Raw genomic sequence first — 1,945 nt, forward strand, 5'->3', positions numbered from 1 at the left:
CTTCTCCTGTTTTTATGGGGGAGTCTCCCTCTAAAACATCCCCTTGTGAAGAATTAATTGCAAAAACAACCCCCGTTGCGCCCTGAACTGATTGAGTTGCTACCCACCAATCTAGAACATACCTTCCTGCTTCATTAAAAGTTATTACTCCAGTTAACGGATTATAACTAATATTTCCTGCTGTATATACAGTTGTATCGAATATAACATTTCCTCCCGATACCACCGTTCCAGCAGCCAGACGTTCTACTTGTAAAGCTATATTACTCATCCTAATCCCCCCTTACGTAACAATTAAAATTACTATAACGCTCTTCTCTGTATTCCTTTCTGCAATTGCTATTATGTCTTTTATCTCAGTACATATTACCGTCAATCATTTTAGCGCCCCCTCGCTTTTAATACATTACTATTAATAAAATAGCTAGTATCATAATATGTAGAATTTTAGAATACGTACCCTCAACTTGTTTCATTTTTAGACTTATCTTTAGTACTAATCATGCTATATTTACAAGAGGGCGTGCAAAAAAGTACTAAAATAAATGAATTCATTTATTTTAGTACTCCATAAATACTTCGAACATTATTATAAAATTTCGATTGTAGGACCATTACTACTTCCCTATCTACTATAGACATTAATAATGAAATTATAATGCCATTAGGCAGAACCGAAAAAGCTGCTTCATGATTTTAATCCTCTATGCTCTACCTTTGATCACTAATTGAAGCATCACTATTATTATCTGCTAACTCAGTTAGAGGATCGTAAGGAGCTCCCACTATTGTACCAACTAACAATGCTATATCGACCGCATTTTCTGGAATGCCCACGAGTTACCCGCGAAGACAAGGATTCCTGATCTACTACAAATCCTCGAGAATTATAAACTGCATTATTGACAACTATTTCCCTACTTTTTTATATAAATTACTTATAAACATATGAAAATTTGCACTGATCTTTTAAGCAGAAAACACGTAAACATATAATTATGCAAGACTAAACAAAATCGTTTTCGCTCCAACCAAGATGGATCCACTACTAACAAAATAGAAGTTAGAAGATGTGTCAAGCACAAGTGGCCCAGTCCACGTTATCGTACTAAACTGACTACTGAAAATACCTGTCGGTGGTACATCCCCACTCGCCCCGCCGATGGTCACATTTCCATTGATAGTCGTATTTGTAATGTGAGAATACACGGCCGCTGTGATCGTTCCATCCGAAACACTATCCACCATACGCTGAATTCTTAGACCAACATGATTTATAATATTGACTCTGCTGTTGTAAATATAGGTATTGAGCTGACCCTGATGCGGATCAACAGCTGCCTGCATGATGCTTCCTACAACTCTAGCGTTATGGAGTTGAAATTCAATGGTTGTAAAAGGATCTACAGGGTCAGTATTTTGAAATATAATATCTCCGCTTATAATTGCTCCATCTGTGTAGTTCGTATGGGTACTTACAGATGTTCCGCTGTCAAAAGTACCAATTACTGTTACAGGCCTTGCTACAAAAGCAGGTCCTTGCACCGTGTAAAAATCTTCTGCCGCTGAATTTGTTTGAATTGTTATATTTCTAGGAACAGATGATGCAAAATTAGCTAATGCTGCATCACCTAACACCCATGGTCCCAGGCCAAGAAGCTGCACATGCCTTGCAGGCGGTATTACAACATCCTCATCAAAAGCTGAATTTGCTGCTATTAAAACGATACAACGTGCTCTCATACCAAAAGTGTTAGCAAACGTGCTGGTAGTCGCTCCGTTAATGGCAGCCTGAAGAGAACTATAGGGCTCTTCAGGGGTGCCAGTGCCAGGACCTGGAGCACTTGAATCTGCCCATATGATAGTCGGTTCTGCACCCCATACAAATACGCCTGGCCCTGTGTCTCCCGTTGGGCCTGTATCTCCTGTTGGGCCTGTATCTCCA

1 protein-coding gene and 1 pseudogene are annotated in these 1,945 nt (G+C 39.2%); both read right to left on the reverse strand.

Features of this window, described 5'->3' with window-relative positions; genetic code table 11:
- Positions 1-271: pseudogene (locus tag BN3326_RS18375) on the reverse strand (hypothetical protein); the annotation flags it as partial.
- 725 nt (positions 272-996) lie between these two features.
- A partial coding sequence (locus BN3326_RS22115; protein WP_207646375.1) for a hypothetical protein occupies positions 997-1,945 on the reverse strand: 949 nt, incomplete at its 5' end.

It is taken from the genome of Cellulosilyticum sp. I15G10I2 (assembly GCF_900095725.1).
Classification (GTDB): Bacteria; Bacillota; Clostridia; order Lachnospirales; family Cellulosilyticaceae; genus FMMP01.